The following is a 17828-nucleotide window of genomic DNA, read 5'->3' on the forward strand; positions in this document are numbered from 1 at the left end:
ATGATAAACCGACGAACATCGCTGATAAACCGACGAACATCGCTGATAAACCGACGAACATCGCTGATAAACCGACGAACATCGCTGATAAACCGACGAACATCGCTGATAAACCGATGAACATCGCTGATAAACCGATGAACATCGCTGATAAACCGACGAACATCGCTGATAAACCGATGAACATCGCTGATAAACCGGCGAACAACCAAGAAATTAATTTTTATCCTCAATTAAAGAATTAGCGAGCAACATAAATTCAAGTGTAATCCGATTATGGCCCTTCATGAAATTTTTCCCTAAGAGACTTTCAAGCTTTTTTAAACGATGATAGAGCGTTTGGCGTACGATGAACAATTGGTTGGCTGTTTGTTGTTTGGAGCCATTCGTTTGCAAGTATACTTGTAGAGTTTCTAATAGTTTGCTGTTATATTTTTTGTCGTATTCAATGACGGGCTGCAAATAATCTTGAATTACTTCCTGTAAATTGACTTGCATTTGTAATTTATAGATGAGGTGATACAGATGTAAATCATCGTAAAAATAAGATGTTGTTTGTACTTTACTGCAAATATACAATGTTTCGAGTGCCGTTTGATAGCTCTTCGGGATTTCTTCTACGTCTGCAACGACTTTGCCGATTGCTACTTGATACCCTTGGACCATTTGTTTTTTATAAAAATCGGTTTTCTGAAGGGAAGAAACTAATGTATTTAATAATTCACGACTCGATTTACTATCCTTCGTATGGAGCAAAATAAAAATGACATAGCTTTTTCTTTCAAATAAAAATGGTATAAATCCATTTTGTTCGAAAAGATTTCGATAGTAGAGCTTACTATAGACAATATCCTCTTGTACCTTAGTGACTGCATTAGGAGTTGCTAAAATAAAAACAGCTCCGCTAGAAAGATTATAGTTAGAATGATAGGTTACGATAAATTTATAGATTTCCTCTTTCGATAGTTTTTGATCGATCCAATCCGCTAAAATAGAGGCATCTTCAATGTCTCTTTTCTCTTCAATATAAAATTCTCTCATTAACAGTTGCGCTAACGCAGTAGCTGTACGGTCTAAGATAAGTAGTTCGAACTCTGAGAATCGACCATCTTCTCTATAGAGTGTTAAATCTGCATATTGCTGGTCAAAAATAAAGATTGGCTCATTTTTAAATACGGGTGCTGATTTTTTCATCGTTAATAGTTGTTGGCGTTTTTTATACGGCATATTTGGGAAAAAGATAGGCTCTCGACCCTTAATAGAAAAGATAATTTGTGTCTTCAATTCGTTATACATATTTTGTAAAATTTCTTCTGCGGTTTGCCCCAATAGCGCGTTTTTATTTAATGTTTGAGAGTAGGATTCTAACGTAGAGATCATTAAATATTGTTGATTCATAATTTGACTATGTAAATCCTGTGTAATGCGGACAAAAGGAACCGTATCATGAAAAACGATAATAGGGAAGCTGTGACGGTTGGCAAGAGATACAATTACTTCTGGGATGGTTTGTATGGAAGTCCCATATTCAATGCACAATGCAGCGCAATTTTTTTTGATTAAGGATTCTACAAAAAAGACAAAATCCTCTATGCTATGCTGAAGGCTTATCCCTGTTGTTAAAACCAGTTCATCACCAGCTAGAAAATTATCTACCTGTATAATTTCAATGACATGGGCCCATTTTACAATGCGTAATAATCCATCCTCACCAGCTACGACCTCGGCACTTTTAAAGTATGTATTTTCTAATACATCCCTCACTTGAAGCTTAAATTGGCTCATTTTATCCTCCCTATTCTTCGATTTTCTTATTGATGTGCTATTTTATCTTAAATAAACTAAAATATTATATTTTTAGAATGTTTAGTCTATTTTACATTATGTTTAAAACAAATGTATAGAATTTTACAGTTTGTCTATTACTTCGTTTCTATGTAACATGTAAAATTTTAGTAAGCGGTAATCAAATCTAATAAAAGAGTTGAGCTGATATGGAGCAACAAACGCATTTAAAAGGGTGAACCTGTTAATGCCATATTAACAGCGACATTCTTCTCTTATATTGCCGTTATTATGAACTATGTTTCACCAGATAAAGTATTTATGTTTTTACTTAGTGCAATCACGTTAAAAGTGAAAATGTGGTTATTGCCGTATTTAACATATTTCACAATATTGGCTACAACAGCATTACTGATCTCTAGGTTCTTCAACGAATCGATGCGATCACAAATTTAGTGACGGTCTTGATGATTTTCTATTTAGTTACACAAAAGAAAAAATCGCTTAACCCAGTAGATGAAGCAAGTTCTATTTTCTAAAAGGAAGAATTGGATTTTAAATAACAATAAATGAGGAGTGGGGAAATTATGACAGTTCAGCAAAAAGTGAAAATGCTATCACATTTTATCAATGGTGTTGAAACAGCAGGTACTAGTGGCCGTTACTCGGAAGTTTATAATCCAACAACAGGAGAGGTCATTGCGCAAGTTCCGTTAGCGACTAGAGATGAGGTGAAGCAGGCTATCCAGCAAGCGAAGGCAGCTTTCCCTGCATGGAAAAAGACATCGATTGGTAAACGGGTTGAGGTTTTGCATCGTTTCCGTCAGTTATTAGTCGAAAGACAAGATGAGCTCATTGAGGTTATTTGTGAGGAAAGTGGGAAAACGAAGGAAGATGCAAAGGGCGAAATTGTTCGTGGCATTGAATCTGTAGATATGGCAATAAGTGCCCCGCAAATGCTGAAGGGGGAATATTCGGTTAATGTAGGCGGCAATATTAATGCCTTTTCTGCAAAAGCCCCACTTGGAGTTGTTGCAACAATTGCTCCATTTAATTTCCCTGTTATGGTTCCATTGGCGATAACAAGTATGGCGGTTGCGGTTGGAAATGCAGTTATTTTAAAGCCGTCTGAGCGCGTACCAATCTCAGCCTTATATTTAAGTAATTTATGGAAAGAGGCGGGACTGCCAGATGGAATTTGGACAGTTGTTAATGGTGATAAAGAAGCGGTAAATGAGCTGCTAGAAAATAAAGAGATACAAGCAATTTCATTTGTTGGATCCACACCTGTTGCGGAATATATTTACCAAACAGGGACGAAGCACAATAAGCGCGTCGCTGCATTTGGTGGTGGGAAGAACTTTATGATTGTCATGCCAGATGCAAATCTAGAGCAAACAGCTAATGCCTTTTTAGGTGCAGCCTATGGAGCGGCGTCTCAACGTTGTATGGCCATTTCAGGAGCAATCGTCGTTGGCAAAGATACTGAACAACGCTTTACAGAGATATTAAAGGAGAAAGTTTTAAAATTAAAAGTTGGTCCATATACAGATGATGAGGTAGATTTTGGCCCAGTTATTACGCAACAATCAAAAGATACTATTCTTCGATATATCGAAGAGGCTATTGAGGAAGGGGCTAATCTTGTAACAGATGGTCGAAATCCGAAAGTATGTGAAACATCGAAAGGCTTTTATCTTGGTCCGACTTTGTTAAATAATGTGACTCCAGAGATGACTATTTTTAAGGAGGAGGTTTTTGGTCCTGCGCGTATTGTTGTAGGCGTTGAAACCTTGCAAGAAGCTATTGATTTGATTAATGATCACGAACTTGGGAATGGTGTCACGATGTTTACGAGCAGCGGTTCGGCGGCGCGTAAATTCCAAGAAGAAATTGAAGTGGGTATGGTAGGCGTTAATGTACCAATTCCGATTCCAGTTGGCTATCACAATTTTGGCGGATGGAAGCGATCTAAGTTCGGCGAAGGGCATATGTTTGGACCAGACCAAGCACGATTCTTCACGAAAGCGAAAACGATTTCTGAACGTTGGCCAGATGAAACAGAGGATACGACAAGTTCATTTGCGTTCCCAAGCAATAACGATGTGAATAAGTGAAAAAACATAAAGGGGTGTATAGATATGGTTCAAGTAAATCTTAAAAATGATATTTTAAAGAAAGATGAACAATATGTATGGCATTCAATGAAACCCTACAATCCACAAGCAACGTATGTAGTAGAAAAATCAAATGGTGCGAGGATTGTTGATACAGATGGAGTTGAATACATCGATGCAATGGCAGGATTATGGTGTGTAAATGTAGGCTATGGACGCAAGGAATTAGCAGATGTTGCACATGAGCAGATGATGAAAAATGCATATGCTCCTTTATCGCAGGGACATTTACCAGCAGTTGAACTGGCTGAAAAGATTAATGAAATGCTTGGTGGAGATTATGTTATTTTCTTCTCTAATAGTGGGTCAGAGGCTAACGAAACTGCGTTTAAAATTGCGCGTCAGTATCATCAACAAAAAGGGGAAAGCTCTCGTTATAAAATTGTTTCTCGCTACCGTGCATATCACGGAAGTTCTTTTGGAGCATTGGCTGCGACAGGGCAAGCGGAACGAAAATATAAATATGAACCATTATCTCCTGGCTTTATCCATGTAGCACCACCTGACCAATATCGAGAGCATGAAAGTGATACACTTGCTCCAATAGATTTAGCAAGCGTCAAGGCTGTAGACAAGACGATGACGTGGGAGCTAAGTGACACAATCGCCGCAATGATTTTAGAGCCAATTATTACAGGTGGGGGCGTCATTATGCCTCCAGAAAACTATTTAAGGGGCATTGAGGAAGTGTGTAGAAAACATGGAGCTTTAATGATTGTAGACGAGGTAATCTGTGGATTTGGTCGAACAGGTAAGCCATTTGGATTCATGAATTACGGTGTGAAACCAGATATTATTACAATGGCAAAAGGGATTACAAGTGCCTATTTACCATTATCAGCTACAGCGGTAAAACGGGAAATTTATGAGGCATTTACTGGATCTGATGCATACGGTTATTTCCGTCATGTCAATACTTTTGGCGGATCACCAGTTGCATGTGCGGTCGCATTAAAAAATATTGAGATTCTTCAGCGAGAAGCATTATTTGAAAGATCTAGCGAGGTTGGAGCTGCTACTCTGCAAGCGCTTCAGCAAGCGTTGGGGAATCACCCGAACGTTGGGAATATTCGAGGCAAAGGTTTATTAATTGGCATCGAGTTAGTTTCAGATAAAACGTCGAAGGAGCCTTTACCAGTAGATAAAGTAAATGCTGTTATCGCTGCATGTAAGGAGCAGGGTGTTATTATAGGTAAAAATGGTGCAACTGTTGCAGGCTTTAATAACGTATTAACATTATCTCCACCTCTTAATATTGTACAAGAGGATCTTGATACAATCATAAAAGTTGTCATTGATAGTATTCATAAAGTAAAGCTTAATTAGTGGGGTCTTGTAGATAAATTACTGCCTGTAAGCTGTCTCTTAAGTTAAAGTAAAAACTTTTGAGACAGCTTTTTGATTGTCTTATAGCATAAGAAAGGCGAGGCAGTATGAGTATGAACAACGCTCCTCCAGTTAGAAAAAGTATCATTCATACACACTTTCATCTACTCTTTTGTTGTTTTGAACATGTAGCCACTATAAGAATTGTAGATAATCATCACAATGCCCATTAACATGAAATTTGATATGAGTGAACTTCCGCCATAGCTTAAAAATGGTAATGTCATACCTGTTACAGGTAAAAGTCCAATTGTCATACCGATATTTTGTGTAATTTGGAAGGCTAATAAACTAGAGATACCTGCTCCCATCAACGTCATAAATGGGTCTTTTGCTTCTACTGTAATGAGAACAATACGGTAAATGACAAAAAATAAAAGAGCAATGACAAATGCCCCTCCAATGAATCCGAGCTCTTCAGCAATGTTTGCGAAAATGAAATCTGTATGCTTTTCTACGACATAGACATTATTGTTCATGTATCCCTTACCGTTAAACCCTCCTGAACCTATTGCTAAAAATCCCTGCCTAGTTTGATAAGATGAATCCAGATGCTCATAAGGCTGCAACCAGCCATAAATGCGAGAAATTTGATGCCCTGATAATTTATTTAAAATTTTATCTGTAAAAAATTCATTAAATTTTACATAAAGAATAACCACAACGCTGAGAATTGATACTGGAATGGCTGTAAAGATTATAAGCAATTTTCTTTGTATACCTGAAAAGAAAATCATCGGTATAATCATCGACATATAAATCATTGCCATGCCCGTATCAGGCTGCTTATAAACAGCAAGCGTAGGTGGAAGGGTGATAACAGCAATTATGAAGAGAAGTCGCATATCCGTTAAAAAGGTAGGGCGCACATATTTCTCTCGATGTGCAACAATGACCTTACTGACAACGATTAAAAGCGCGAACTTTAAAAACTCTGACGGCTGGAATGATCCTAACACTGGAACTTGGTACCAACGCTTCGCCTCATTTACAGTTCTGGCTATACTCTCAGGTGCAATAAATAAGCCAAATGTTAACACGACCATCACCCAATAAAATGGCCAGCCAATCTTTTTTAGTTGCTCGATATCAAGCATCGCTACTCCATACATAATTAAAAATCCGATTAGATAATAAAAAAACTGCTTTATAATAAACGAGCTTGTATACTGCTCAAACACAGTACTACTGGAATGAACAAATAGACAACTAATGATGCAAAGTAACATTAAGCTAACGACTAAACTTTTATCTAATTTATTTATTTTATTTATTTCTAACATTCTAACACCTCCCTTTAAAACCACACTATTAATAGAAAACGATAGAGATACACAGAAGGTTGCAAGTTAAATGAGTATTACGAAAATTGAAAATCATAAACTAATTTTACTAATTATTTAATTTTACATTTGATTCTATTTGAGTAGTTTTGTAGATTGTCAGGATAACGTTTCGTTTTTTTCTGGGCACGTTTCAAATGGGGTTGCTTGGGGATGCAAGTGTGTTATAAGCAAAAAACGGCTAATCATGAACACCTGAAACAGAATGTGTTGTTAAATATGATAATTTTCTGTTGAGATAATTTAGAAACTCTTCGTGCAATCTTTACAAAAACATAACACTGGCTTTACATCTTCATACTATCATTATTGGTAAGAGTTGGAGAAGGAGCCAAGGATGATGCATTTTTTTCGATACATAATGGTGAAGGACAAGTTACTTGTGCTAATGATTGTTTGTGTACTATCGAATGTATTGCTAGGTGTTTTTAGTGTTGATTATTTAAGGAAAATGTCATGGCATGCAAGTGAAAGTTATACAGAAGGGCTTATACCGACTGGCTGGTTAAATGAGTTAGAGGAATCGCAACGACGTTTAGACTATTTAGTAGATTCAGCTGGGACTTATCAAGAAATGACAGCCATTTTAAAAAATACTGAGCAGCCGTTAGGTCATTTAGAAAGTCTAGAAATTGATAAAAAGATGAGTCATCAGGTGAAAAAAATTAAGACCTTACTAGCACAGCAGGTAGAATTGATTGATAGCTATAAGCAATTGAGTCAAAATGAACAACAACAATTTTATGCTCAGTCTTATTTACCTGTAAGTAAGCAAAGTCATACATTATTAGAAGAAACTCAAAGCTATTTGGTTCAGAGGGCTAAGGAACAGCAACAGGCATACCAGAAAGATGTTCAATTTGGTTATTGGTTATTAGGAGGCGTGTGTTTATTTGTTGTTTTGCTAGTAATCTGTATAGGATTTATAGCAGCAAAGGCAGTGAATATACCAACACGTCAATTGAAGTCATTATTAAAACGTGCAGAGCAAGGTGATTTCACAGCGAGTGCCAGCTATGTGGCGCAGGATGAGCTTGGCGAAGTAGTATCGTCTTACAATCAAATGGTAACAGAAGTGAAAAGATTACTTCATACAGTATCAAACAGTGCACATGAGGTTGAAGGGATGACTGGGAAGCTGCAGGAATCCTCAGAACAATCGTCTAACACGACGCACAAAATTGCAAAGGATGTGCAGTCTATTTCTGATTCAACTGCTGCTTCTACAAAAAAATTAGCTTCCAATACAGCATCTCTAGAGGAAGTGCTAAGTGGAGTGCAAGTAATTTTAGAAAAAGTACAGGTTGTAGAAAATTTTGCTCATAAAACTGCGCGTGATGCAGAAAGCGGTACGGAAATTGTACAGGCAAATTTAACACAAATACAGGCTATTAAGCATGCAGTTGAGAAATCGAATACAGCCATTTTTAATCTTGTTGAGAGAGCAGCTACTATCGATCAAATGGTCGAGGTAATTGAAAAAATTACAGCGCAAACAAACCTTTTAGCCTTAAATGCATCTATTGAGGCTGCTAGAGCAGGGGAGCATGGTAAAGGATTTGCAATTGTGGCCAATGAAGTACGCAAGCTTGCGGAGCAGACAGTTCATTCAACACAAACAATTACGTCCATTGTACAAAACATTCATTTAGATTCTAGCTATGCTGTCCAAATGATGGAGGGTGTGTTAGTCGCAACTGAAAAGGGTGTGCAGGTGACAGGCGATACGGCAACAAGCTTTGATCATATTTTAGAAAAAGTACACACAATTAAGCCTTATATAATGGAAGTATCTGCAACCGTTCAAGAAATTGCTAATCATACGAAAAAGGTTAGTGAAGATGCGGTGATGTTAACATCATTTTCTGATACGAATGCGGCATCAACTAAAAATGTAGCTACTTTAACAGCCGATCAATTAATCGCGCAGCAGCAATTCCATAATTATATTAAAGAGTTACATAAGGTATCAAAAGTTTTACAAATAGCCGTAAAACGTTTCTCTATCTAATAAGAACGAAAGGACCTTTCTTTGTATTCAAAGAAGGTTCTTTTTTGGCTCATCACCATAACGTTAGTTGATTTCAGTTCCTCTATTTGCTCACTCCAGGGTCTCATCTGTGATCACTAATCTCCAAGGAGTCGCCCAGCCTCCACTCCAATCAACCTATATCAATTTCGCCTTTGTTGCTATGAGGGGAAATGGACAAATGTACGTTTAGGATGTACATTTGTATTTCGTTTGTTTTTCTAGCACAATATTTTATAGGGCTCATATACTGGTTATAAAGGGTTTTATACTATATTTTTCAAAATGTAAAATATGAAGGTTGTATTTTTAATAAGAACACATTATAATGAAATTCATCGGAAATGTTATTAAATCAATGTTTATTTATATAATATTGTACTCTCTGGTAGTACAATTGTTCATAGGTGGAGGTTTGGAGAAATGAAGAAGATAATGGTTACAGGAGCACTAGGTCAAATAGGTTCAGAGCTTGTAGAAAAGCTTCGTGGTATTTATGGAGAGGACAATGTGTTGGCGACAGATATTCGAAAGCTTGAACTTTCTAAGGGCCCATTTGAAGTATTGGACGTGACGGATGGACAAAGAATGCATGATTTAGCGAAAGATTTTGGTGCAGATACAATGATGCATTTAGCGGCTCTATTATCAGCGACAGCAGAAAAAAATCCGTTGCTGGCGTGGAATTTAAATATGGGTGGTTTAATGAATGCATTGGAGGTTTCACGTGAGTTAAACTTGCAATTTTTTACGCCGAGCTCAATAGGTGCGTTCGGTCCATCGACACCGAAGGATAATACGCCGCAGGATACATTGCAGCGTCCAACAACAATGTATGGGGTCAATAAAGTTGCAGGTGAGCTATTATGTGATTATTATTTCAATCGTTTTGGTGTAGATACTCGCGGTGTACGTTTCCCAGGGTTAATTTCATACGTAACTCCTCCCGGAGGTGGTACGACAGACTATGCAGTAGAAATTTTCTATGAGGCGATCAAGCAAGGGAAGTACACATCTTATATTCAAGAAGGTACGTACATGGATATGATGTACATGCCAGATGCATTGCAGGCTATTGTAGATTTAATGGAAGCGGATAGTAGCAAACTAATACATCGGAATGCCTTTAATATCACTGCAATGAGCTTTGAGCCATCTCAAATTGCGGCGGAAATTAAAAAGCATTTGCCACATTTCCGTATGGATTACAATGTAGATCCAGTACGTCAAGCTATAGCAGATAGCTGGCCAAATTCTATAAATATAGAAGCGGCACAGAAAGAATGGGGTTTTAAAGCACAATATGATTTAGCAAAAATGACAGTTGATATGCTAGAAAAATTAAAAATCAAACTACAAACAAAAGCTTGTTCATAAATAAATACTCCTGGAATGACAAGGATGAAGAAAACAATTTAGTTTTCTTCATCTTTTTTTGTTGGAGCATAAAATGGTCAAGGAAATCTCTGTGAATGCTGTGACACTTTAAATGGGGTAATTTATGTTTTTAGACAACACACTTTCCTACAGGCGCGATTCTCATGTTGTTATCAGCGATCATTGGCATTTTATCAGCGATTCTCATGTAGTTATCAGCGATTATTGGCATTTTATCAGCGATTCTCATGTAGTTATCAGCGATTATTGGCATTTTATCAGCGATTCTCATGTTGTTATCAGCGATCGGCATTTTGTAGCATCGAGCCGCTTGCTCCGCTTTGTTGTTGCTACCGCTATCGTTTTCGCTATCGCGCAGAAAACATCTGTTGGCTCAACGCCCCCGGGAAACGCCCGGTCGGAACGGAAATCAACCCCACGTTATGCGAATGAATTATTTTAGAAAAAGTTTACAATAAAAAGAAAATTATTGGAAGATATAGCGAAATTTATAATTTTAAAATATAATTATATTCAGAATATTAATAGTATTCTGGTTAAATTTCTATTAATATTTCACAAGGGTAAAGAGAGGGAGTTCACAAGACGAAGGGATGGATGGTTTTTATGATGCAGACGCCGTTAGTATTAACAAGTTTTTTTAAACGAGCAGAAAACTATTTTGCTAGAAAGACTATTGTTTCAAGGACAAGCCCACAGAAGATTCACCGTTTAACATATGGAGAATGGGCGAAAAGGACACGTCGCTTAGCAGATGCACTCACAAAGCTGGGGATGAAGAGAGGGATGAAGATTGGCTCTTTTGCCTGGAATCAGCATCGCCATTTAGAGGCTTATTTTGCGGTACCGTGTTCTGGCGCTGTTTTGCACATGGTGAATATTCGTTTATCAGAAGAGCATTTGATTTATATTATTAATCATGCAGAAGATGAGATTTTAATGATTGATGTGGATTTGTTACCAATCATTGAAAACATTGCGCCTGAGCTTAAGACAGTGAAACATTATATTATTATGACGGATGAGGATACTTTGCCAGAAACGACATTACCGAATGCATTATCATATGAGGATTTATTAGTAGCAGCAGATGAAAACTATCAATTCCCAGAGGATATAGGAGAAGAAGAGCCTGCTGGTATGTGCTATACAAGTGCTACAACAGGAAATCCAAAAGGGGTGGTTTATTCACATCGAGGTCTGGTACTACATAGTATGATGCTGAGTATGTCTGATTCAATGGGCATTTCTGAGCGTGATGTTGTGATGCCAATTGTACCAATGTTTCATGCTAATGCATGGGGTTTACCATTTGCAAGTGTCAATGTGGGTGCTACACAGGTATTACCTGGTCCACAATTCACATCGGCAATAATTTTGGATTTAGTGGAGCAGGAGAAGATTACATTAACTGCTGGAGTGCCGACAATTTGGATTGGGGCGTTGCAGGAACAAGGGAAGCGTGAACGAGATATAAGTTCGCTACGTGCCATTTGTTGTGGTGGCTCTGCTTCACCAACTCGTCTTATTCGTACATTTGAAGAGCAATATGGCATTCCATATATTGTTGTATATGGGATGACTGAAACAACACCGATTGTAGCGTTATCGAATTATATGTCTTGGATGGATGACTGGCCAATTGAAAAGAAAATCGAATCGCGAGCAATGCAAGGAATGACGATGGCTGGGATTGAATCTAGTATTATTAATGACGATGGAGAAGTACCGTGGGATGGAGAGACAATGGGTGAATTACGTTTACGAGGTCCATGGATTTCACACGAGTACTATCGTGATGAACGTACAGCTGATGCCTATCGAGATGGCTGGTTATATACAGGGGACATTGCGGTACGATCAGAGGATGGCTTTATTAAAATATCAGATCGTACAAAAGATTTAATTAAATCAGGTGGGGAGTGGATATCCTCAGTTGATTTAGAAAATGCGTTAATGACGCATGATGCTGTTTTGGAAGCAGCAGTTATTGCAATTCCGCATGTCAAATGGCAAGAACGCCCGCTAGCTTGCGTGGTATTGAAAGAAGGAAAGTCAGCAAACGAAGAGGAGCTTCTTGCATTTTTAGAAAGCCAATTTGCAAAATGGTGGGTACCAGATGATGTAGTATTTTTAGATGAAATTCCAAAAACATCGGTTGGGAAGTTTTTGAAAGCTAAGCTTCGAGATAATGTGGCAGAAATTTATCCGAAATTAAGTTCATTCGTATAGGTAAAAGAGCGATTTCCACAAAGGGAAGTCGCTCTTTCTTTTTTTATTTATTTAACATTTGGAATACTTGTTCCACGTCTTTGTCTCCACGGCCAGAAATATTGATAATAATGCTCTCTTCCGAAGATAATGTTGGAGCAAGTTTTAGTGCATGAGCAACTGCGTGGGAGCTTTCAAGTGCAGGAATAATTCCTTCAACTTTTGACAGTACTTGGAATGCTTCAAGCACATCTTCATTTGTCACTGTTACATATTCTCCACGACCAATTGTTTTTAAATAGCTATGTTCTGGACCAGCCCCAGGATAATCTAGTCCTGCAGCAATCGAATATGTTGGTAGTGGATTGCCCTCTGCATCTTGCAGTACTAAACATTTGAAGCCGTGTAATTCACCTGGTGTTCCTTCATTTAATGTTGCTGCTTTTTCAGGTTCAATACCGATGAGGCGAACATTTTCATCTGGGATATACTCTGCAAAAGCACCAATTGCATTACTACCACCACCGACACAAGCAAGTATTGCTGCTGGTAGCTTTCCTTCTTTTTCTAAAATTTGTTCACGACTTTCACGGCTAATAACTGATTGGAAATGCTTCACCATTGAAGGGAATGGATGAGGCCCAACAGCAGAACCTAATAAATAGAAAGTCGTTTCATAGTTTTCTACTAAATCAGCAAATGCTTCATCCACTGCATCCTTTAGTCGCCCTTGGCCTTTATCAACTGCTACTACCTTTGCACCAAGAAGCTCCATGCGGAACACGTTTAATGCTTGACGCTTTGTATCCTCTAAACCCATATAAACTGTGCAATCCATTCCGAACATTGCGCAAGCAGTTGCTGTTGCTACTCCGTGCTGACCCGCACCTGTTTCGGCGATAACACGATTAGCTCCCATGCGCTTTGCTAATAAAATCTGTCCAAGAACGTTGTTAATTTTATGTGAACCTGTATGGTTGAGATCCTCACGCTTTAAATAAATTTTTGCGCCACCTAATTGTTGTGTTAAATTTTCAGCAAAATAAAGTGGAGATTTGCGCCCAACATATTCACGGAAATAATAATCTAGCTCTTTGTTAAAGTCTTCATCGTCTTTGTATTTTTGGAAGTTTTCATCTAGAATACTTAATACATTTTGAAGCTCCTCAGGAACAAAGCTACCTCCAAATTCACCGAAATATCCCTTTTTCTCTGCTACTTTACTCATCTGCTCTCGACTCCTCTATCTAATTTTTCCACAAAAAAAGTCACTCCAATCCTTCTGTAAAAAGGACGAGTAACCGTGGTGCCACCTTCATTCGCAAAAATGCGCGCTTTCGTACTCCGGTAACGGGGAGTAAATTCGTCCTCATATTTGATGAGGCTGCTCCAAAGTCCATTCACAAGTATGTACTACTGATTTGCACCAACCATCAGCTCTCTTTAAGCACAACCGCTTGCTACTATTCTTTTTCCTAGCATTTATTGAAAAGAATTGTAAAATATTTTCAGAAAATTGTCAAGATATGTTGTGCAAAATTAAACCAATTATTCCCCGGCATAATAGTGCGAATCCGCTGAAAGAAATTAACAGGCTAGCTATTTTAAGAAGGATAAAAGTTCTTTATAAATAAAAGCAAAAATCACTATTGATTCTACCGTTACGTTAGAAACTATAATGAATGTATTAAAAGAAAAGGAGAAATATAAATGTATTCGATTGGTCAATTTTCAAAGAAAACAGGTGTCTCGATCCGTACTCTTCGCTATTATGATGAAATGAATTTGTTAAAGCCATCTTACATTTCTGAAACGGGACGTAGATTTTATGAAAATGAAGATATAATTACACTGCAAAAAATAACAGGATTAAAAACGTTAGGATATTCTTTAAAAGATATTCAAGAGCTAATGAGGCAATCACAATGGGACATAACAGAGTCTTTAAAGTATCAAAAGGAGGAAATGCTCCGTAAATTGGTGGAAATTGAAAAGAATATTGAACTACTTGAATACACAATTTCGTTAGCTCAATCAAATCAGGTAATCGAACCAGAGATATTTATTGCATTAATTCAAAATAATTTACATATGGAATCTCAGCAGCGATGGTTAAAGGAATATTTACCAAATGAAGTTGTAGACGAGATTTATGCTGTATCAAACGGTAACAACGTTCGTTATGATGAAAATTTAATAAACATTATAAATCAATTAAAAATAGCTTATAAGAATCAATTTACCGATACCGAAGTACATACTATTCTCGAAGGGCTTTTTTCTCAAGTGCCACATGAACTATTTAATCGGTTACTAACAGAACCAAAGCTAATGGAGATACAGTTGGATAGCATGTTATTTTCGTCACCATTTAGTAAACAAGAGGAAGAATGGCTAATTGAAAAAATAGAGAACATGCTAAAGGAGTATAAAACGAAATGAACATACTATTATGGGGATTCATTGGGTTTACTCTTTTATATGAACCAATTATAGGTTATTGGTTATATCAAAGATTTAAAATACGTGTTCTGACTAACCCAGCAAGCAGGATACACTATTATAAGATTGTTATGCTAGGTTTGTGGTTACCAACACTTTTTATTTTAATAATAGTGGCGAATTCTGAACTTACTTTAGAAGAACTACGCGTAATAATGCCGAGTATTAACACAAAAGCATTAGGACCAATTGTTACATATATTGTCATAGGGGTAGGTTTATTATATAGTATATCGCTTTTATATTACGCGATTGGATATTTTATAAGTAATAATGTTAAAAGTAAGATGATATTAATGAAGCAAAAACAAATGAAGCATATAACGTTTACTGAGTTACTACCTGTTACAAAGAAAGACAAAGTCATCTGGAATCAAGTGGCATGGACAGCGGGTATCACAGAAGAAATTATTTACCGTGGGTTCCTTATATTTGCATTTAACGCACTATTTCCAGAATGGTCAATTTGGTTAGTTCTTTTGTGTACTTCAATAATATTTGGTCTTGCGCATACATATCAGAGTTTATCCGGTGTCATTCGAACAACCATTTTTGGCTTTGTGTTCGGGATGCTTGCAATCGCATTGAACTCCATTATACCTCTAATACTTCTTCATGCTTTGATTGATTATGTTGGAAAATTAGGCGATGAGAATGAAAAGGAATAAAATAACATATTATTTTTTAAAATTATTAATTGCAACACTCTTTTTGCTAGGTAATAAACCTTATTTACATGAAAAATATTCGAATTAAAACATATGTTATGTTATTGATTTTTCCTCTTCGATTCAATACAACAAAAAGAGGAACGGTGAATAACCGGCCCTCTTTTTATTAAATACGGCTCGATAAGATCCGTCTGTTAAATCAAATTTTTGAAGTTTAAGCGTTTATTCAAGATATACATAATCGGTGCACCGACTGCTAAAACAACAAATTCACCTGCAGCAACAGTTAACCATGTCCAGAAGAATGGTAATTCTAATGCTAGGTTCAATTCAAATGCAATGATAAACATGGTGCATGTAAATAAAAATGTATTGATGACTAAACGTGCCCAAATATTTTTAACAAATTTACAAATAAGAATGAGCAACCCAAGGGTAATCATCGAATGGCCAACACCAAAAATTAAATCGTAGATACCGAGTGGTGAAAAGATATTGGAGATAAATACACCAATAATAATTCCAACGGCAAAACGAGGGTTAAAGGCAACTAAATGGTTAAACATTTCGGATAGACGGAACTGCACCTCTGTAAAGCCAAATGATCCGACTAATAATGTAACAGCAATGTAGAGCGCTGCAATAATGCCACTCGTTGCTAAAAATTTTACTTTCATATTCATTTCTCCTTAGTTTTTTTGCGTGGGATGGTTACGAACCACGTAAAGCAAATGCAATCATATCAATGTTCATGCTTATTTGTAAATAGACACGAGTAAAAAAAGCGCAGAAATTCATAGTGTTAACTGCAATATTTAGCTCTTATTCGTTGCTCATAGGTGTGTGCGTGACCAGGATTTGAATTTTGAATCCATAAGAATGGGGTTTGTACACTTGCTTCTTTACATATGGAATGAACAACCACTAAAGGAAAGTACAACCATATCAAAAAAACTGTCTAAGCAGTTCTTTTAACAAGTGTAGTTATCAGTAGTTTTTTAAAACACTAAAAGCTTGAGCAAATTTTTGGACAAAGATTAATGGGGGCTCTATTGATTGAAAGTGAACGTATAAAATAGCTGGGTCTGAATATATCCAGTGATTATGAACGGCACTTATAATTAAATTATTTTCTGCAAGTACCTTAACAAATGGAGTTAATTCTTCTTGAAGTACTACAACTTCACCTAAGTTAAGTGCATTTCCATATATATCGAGTGATTCGAATGTTATCCCAGCATGAAGTGCACTACGACTTGGGCGACCTTGAATCATAACATTAAGATTTCGATTAAGTCTTACTGAGCATACTCCATGTTCCATAGAAGCTTTTCCGTTTGCAATCTGAGCAAATTTTGTACACATATTTTGAAAGCTTTGCATTTTGACACCTCTGCTTATTAATATTTGAGATATCTTGGAGCGAAAGTAGTAAGGGTTTCTGATTTGAAACTACTCATCTAAAACATTTTTAATTTCTTCTATTTCAATAATTAAATCGTCCAGTTGCTTTTTAAATTCATCCGTATATTCTAGTTCTTCATCTAAGTCTTTTGTATATTCTAAGGCATTTAAGGCAAAATCTAGAGCGAATTCGAATAGACTGTCACAAAGATTAGAAATGATTGTGTCAATATCTCCTATTTTTGCATTTTGATTCTCTTTTGAATAAGAAGGTTGATGATTTAAATCCCTTTCATCGTTATTCATGGTATTCCTCCTTTTTGGGAACAGCACTGTCTCATTTTCATCATATGCATTAAATGTAAAAAAGGAGACTGAAATGAAGCGTTTCTGTAGAAAAGGTAAGTCACATACAAAACCAGGTGTGGCTTTTTATTATGCATAAAAATCGCATCGTTTTGTCAGGCTTTAGAATAATTGCTTACATTGGATTTATAATCATTATCAGCAAAATTGTTAATGTTAGTTGCTCAAACGCAAATAGCAAGTAACTTACCAGATACTATTCAACAAGTTACTAAAGACCTTGCTGCATCTGAGGGATTTGAAAGTTTAGTAAAAGAGGGTCAAGCTAAGGGAGTAATACGAGAGGGTGATTCTAAAGCACTCGCTGGTTGTTTTTATTCAGCAATTCAAGGTGTTGCCCAAACGTACGTATGCTTCCCAGATATCCCGTTACCTCAAAGTGGTTGGTTAGTAGATATCTTAAAAAAACAAGAGATAATTCTAATTGTTATAAGGCCTGACATTTCTAATGAAGAATGTCAGGTTTTTTGGTTTTCCATAAATTATTTAAAAATCAAAAATAACTTCGCGAAATTGTCAAAAAAATTTTTGTTATGTTAGAAAAAGAAATCGATTT

The 17828-nt window shown here is 36.7% G+C and carries 16 protein-coding genes, 1 pseudogene, 1 riboswitch and 1 other annotated feature; of the genes and pseudogenes, 10 read left to right on the top strand and 7 right to left on the bottom strand.

Annotated elements, in window-relative coordinates; all coding sequences use genetic code 11:
• Both ACQKMV_RS00155 and ACQKMV_RS00160 read right to left on the bottom strand, forming a co-directional pair.
• Nucleotides 1–187 (bottom strand): hypothetical protein (locus tag ACQKMV_RS00155; protein ID WP_427501853.1); only part of this gene is annotated, 187 nt, incomplete at its 3' end.
• A 29-nt stretch (nucleotides 188–216) separates the two neighbouring features.
• Nucleotides 217–1785 (bottom strand): PucR family transcriptional regulator, encoded by a 1569-nt coding sequence (locus ACQKMV_RS00160; RefSeq protein WP_427501854.1) that lies wholly within the window; start codon nucleotides 1783–1785, stop codon nucleotides 217–219.
• A gap of 231 nt (nucleotides 1786–2016) precedes the next feature.
• On the opposite strand from ACQKMV_RS00160, the pseudogene ACQKMV_RS00165 reads away from it, so the two are divergent.
• The 3 genes and pseudogenes from ACQKMV_RS00165 to ACQKMV_RS00175 all read left to right on the top strand — a co-directional run.
• Nucleotides 2017–2235: pseudogene (locus tag ACQKMV_RS00165) on the top strand (GABA permease); the annotation flags it as partial.
• Nucleotides 2236–2372: 137 nt separating this feature from the next.
• Nucleotides 2373–3902 carry a CoA-acylating methylmalonate-semialdehyde dehydrogenase gene (locus ACQKMV_RS00170; protein ID WP_427501855.1) on the top strand — a complete coding sequence of 510 codons (1530 nt, stop codon included), beginning with the start codon at nucleotides 2373–2375 and terminating at the stop codon, nucleotides 3900–3902.
• A 24-nt stretch (nucleotides 3903–3926) separates the two neighbouring features.
• Nucleotides 3927–5288 (top strand): aspartate aminotransferase family protein, encoded by a 1362-nt coding sequence (locus ACQKMV_RS00175; RefSeq protein WP_427501856.1) that lies wholly within the window; start codon nucleotides 3927–3929, stop codon nucleotides 5286–5288.
• Between the two features lie 164 nt (nucleotides 5289–5452).
• Here ACQKMV_RS00175 and ACQKMV_RS00180 read toward each other — a convergent pair whose 3' ends face one another.
• Nucleotides 5453–6631, bottom strand: a complete 1179-nt coding sequence (locus ACQKMV_RS00180; RefSeq protein ID WP_427501857.1) for an FtsW/RodA/SpoVE family cell cycle protein — start codon at nucleotides 6629–6631, stop codon at nucleotides 5453–5455.
• 397 nt (nucleotides 6632–7028) lie between these two features.
• Between ACQKMV_RS00180 and ACQKMV_RS00185 the strand changes: the two genes are divergently transcribed.
• The 4 genes from ACQKMV_RS00185 to ACQKMV_RS00200 all read left to right on the top strand — a co-directional run bounded on the left by ACQKMV_RS00185 (nucleotide 7029) and on the right by ACQKMV_RS00200 (nucleotide 12350).
• Nucleotides 7029–8702, top strand: a complete 1674-nt coding sequence (locus tag ACQKMV_RS00185) for a methyl-accepting chemotaxis protein (RefSeq protein ID WP_427501858.1) — start codon at nucleotides 7029–7031, stop codon at nucleotides 8700–8702.
• A gap of 441 nt (nucleotides 8703–9143) precedes the next feature.
• A complete protein-coding gene (locus ACQKMV_RS00190; RefSeq protein ID WP_427501859.1) occupies nucleotides 9144–10097 on the top strand; it encodes an L-threonine 3-dehydrogenase in 954 nt (317 codons plus the stop codon).
• A 124-nt stretch (nucleotides 10098–10221) separates the two neighbouring features.
• Nucleotides 10222–10560, top strand: a complete 339-nt coding sequence (locus ACQKMV_RS00195; RefSeq protein WP_427501860.1) for a hypothetical protein — start codon at nucleotides 10222–10224, stop codon at nucleotides 10558–10560.
• Between the two features lie 164 nt (nucleotides 10561–10724).
• A complete protein-coding gene (locus ACQKMV_RS00200) occupies nucleotides 10725–12350 on the top strand; it encodes a long-chain fatty acid--CoA ligase (protein WP_427501861.1) in 1626 nt (541 codons plus the stop codon).
• A 43-nt stretch (nucleotides 12351–12393) separates the two neighbouring features.
• Here the strand turns inward: ACQKMV_RS00200 and trpB are convergent, their stop codons facing one another.
• A complete protein-coding gene (gene trpB / locus ACQKMV_RS00205) occupies nucleotides 12394–13557 on the bottom strand; it encodes a tryptophan synthase subunit beta (protein ID WP_427501862.1) in 1164 nt (387 codons plus the stop codon).
• 58 nt (nucleotides 13558–13615) lie between these two features.
• Nucleotides 13616–13815 (bottom strand) — a binding site (T-box leader).
• A gap of 224 nt (nucleotides 13816–14039) precedes the next feature.
• Here trpB and ACQKMV_RS00210 point away from each other — a divergent pair.
• Both ACQKMV_RS00210 and ACQKMV_RS00215 read left to right on the top strand, forming a co-directional pair.
• Nucleotides 14040–14771 (top strand): MerR family transcriptional regulator, encoded by a 732-nt coding sequence (locus ACQKMV_RS00210; RefSeq protein WP_427501863.1) that lies wholly within the window; start codon nucleotides 14040–14042, stop codon nucleotides 14769–14771.
• Nucleotides 14768–15499 (top strand): CPBP family intramembrane glutamic endopeptidase, encoded by a 732-nt coding sequence (locus tag ACQKMV_RS00215; protein ID WP_427501864.1) that lies wholly within the window; start codon nucleotides 14768–14770, stop codon nucleotides 15497–15499. The genes ACQKMV_RS00210 and ACQKMV_RS00215 overlap by 4 nt, the downstream gene beginning before the upstream one ends.
• A 197-nt stretch (nucleotides 15500–15696) precedes the next feature.
• On the opposite strand, the gene ACQKMV_RS00220 is transcribed toward ACQKMV_RS00215, so the two are convergent.
• From ACQKMV_RS00220 to ACQKMV_RS00230, 3 genes are all read right to left on the bottom strand, one after another.
• Nucleotides 15697–16179 (bottom strand): QueT transporter family protein, encoded by a 483-nt coding sequence (locus ACQKMV_RS00220; protein ID WP_427501865.1) that lies wholly within the window; start codon nucleotides 16177–16179, stop codon nucleotides 15697–15699.
• A 6-nt stretch (nucleotides 16180–16185) separates the two neighbouring features.
• Nucleotides 16186–16230: riboswitch (PreQ1 riboswitch) on the bottom strand.
• 259 nt (nucleotides 16231–16489) lie between these two features.
• Nucleotides 16490–16885: a DUF1259 domain-containing protein gene (locus ACQKMV_RS00225; RefSeq protein WP_427501866.1), complete on the bottom strand. Its 396-nt coding sequence runs from the start codon at nucleotides 16883–16885 to the stop codon at nucleotides 16490–16492.
• Nucleotides 16886–16954: 69 nt separating this feature from the next.
• Nucleotides 16955–17212 carry a hypothetical protein gene (locus tag ACQKMV_RS00230; protein ID WP_427501867.1) on the bottom strand — a complete coding sequence of 86 codons (258 nt, stop codon included), beginning with the start codon at nucleotides 17210–17212 and terminating at the stop codon, nucleotides 16955–16957.
• Between the two features lie 213 nt (nucleotides 17213–17425).
• On the opposite strand from ACQKMV_RS00230, the gene ACQKMV_RS00235 reads away from it, so the two are divergent.
• Nucleotides 17426–17812, top strand: a complete 387-nt coding sequence (locus tag ACQKMV_RS00235) for a hypothetical protein (protein ID WP_427501868.1) — start codon at nucleotides 17426–17428, stop codon at nucleotides 17810–17812.
• Nucleotides 17813–17828 lie beyond the last annotated feature (16 nt).

The sequence above is a fragment of the Lysinibacillus sp. NPDC094403 genome (assembly GCF_050278745.1).
In the GTDB taxonomy this organism is placed as follows: domain Bacteria; phylum Bacillota; class Bacilli; order Bacillales_A; family Planococcaceae; genus Lysinibacillus.